Origin of the sequence: Pseudogracilibacillus sp. ICA-222130, assembly GCF_037892545.1 — a bacterium.
Classification (GTDB): domain Bacteria; phylum Bacillota; class Bacilli; order Bacillales; family Amphibacillaceae; genus Pseudogracilibacillus.
In genome coordinates this window covers 1-1,378 of record NZ_JBBKBG010000075.1, presented here as the reverse complement: position 1 = coordinate 1,378, position 1,378 = coordinate 1, and the positions used below count along the sequence as shown (strand labels likewise).

Annotated in this window: 2 protein-coding genes; both read left to right on the top strand. The window is 34.3% G+C overall.

Going from position 1 to position 1,378, the window contains the following annotated elements; genetic code table 11:
• Positions 1 to 495: transposase (locus tag WKT09_RS13625; RefSeq protein ID WP_340416552.1), on the top strand; the 495-nt coding region annotated here is incomplete at its 5' end.
• Positions 378 to 1,346, top strand: coding sequence for an IS3 family transposase (locus tag WKT09_RS13620; RefSeq protein WP_340416553.1), 969 nt, complete (start codon positions 378 to 380; stop codon positions 1,344 to 1,346). The genes WKT09_RS13625 and WKT09_RS13620, both read left to right, overlap by 118 nt.
• The last annotated feature ends 32 nt before the right edge of the window (positions 1,347 to 1,378 follow it).

Genomic DNA, 1,378 nt, shown 5'->3' with positions numbered 1-1,378 from the left:
GGCGAAGGTGGATACAGATTTATTTCTAAAAAATTTAATATATCATCGCACAATATGGTTAAAAAATGGGTGAAAGCATTTCAAGCATATGGTGAAACAGGACTTGAACGTAAATTCAAAAATAAAACTTACTCTGTTCAATTTAAGTTAGATGTTCTAAACTATAAGTTAAGAACAGGTAAGTCCTATCAAGATGTAGCAATTACATTTGGAATGACTGAACCCGCTCTTCTTGCCAGTTGGATGTATACTTGGCAAAAAGATGGTGTTGAAGGACTTTCTAAACCGAAAGGGCGTCCTACTATGTCAAAAAAGAAACCAAATAAGCAAAAGAAGAAATTAACTCGTGAACAGGAATTAGAAAAAGAAAACGAATTATTACGTGCGGAGAATGCTTACTTAAAAAAGCTCCGAGCTTTAGGGATAGATATTCCGAGCCGACTGCGAAAACAGAATCACGAATCATCACGGAACTTCGAAAAGAATTCCGATTAGCAGTTATCCTTAAAGCAATCAATTTTCCGAAGGCTACGTATATGTATTGGCAGAAGCGATTAAATGAACCAAATCCAGACGAAAAACTAGAAACTGAAATTAGGCAAATTTCAGAAGAACATAATGGAAACTATGGATACCGTAGAATGACAATGGAGCTTCGTAAACGTGGACAAATTATCAACCATAAAAAAGTATTACGTATCATGAATAAATTAAAACTTACGTGCCAAAAATTCACACGTAAATCTAGAAAATATAGTTCATATAAAGGAAAAATAGGAGAAATAGCATCAAATCGTATTAATCGTAGATTTTATACGCCATACCCATTACAAAAAATAACGACAGATACAACGGAATTAAAGTATTACACGAGGGATCAAAGTGGAAAAGTGGTCATTAAAAAGGCATATCTTGATCCTTATTTAGACATGTATAATGGAGAAATATTATCTTATCGGTTGTCAAAGAAACCAAACGCCAAAGCAGTGTTAGACGGTTTAAGTGAAGTGATTAAAAAGGTTGAAAAAGCGTCTTATCGCACGACAATCCATACAGATCAAGGATGGGCTTATCAAATGAAAGCTTTCAGTAAAGCACTAAAGGATAGCCGAATCTTCCAAAGCATGTCTCGACGCGGCAACTGTTTAGATAATTCACCAATGGAGAACTTCTTTGGCATTATGAAACAAGAAATGTATTATGGAGTAGTTTATGAATCATTTGAAGCATTAGAATATGCAGTGAAACAATACATGTATTACTATAATAATCATCGAATAAAAGAAAAATTGACTGGCATGAGTCCGGTTGAATACCGGAAACAAACCAGCCAATTATCAGTTTAAATATTCAGTCTAACTTTATGGGTTCAGTACAC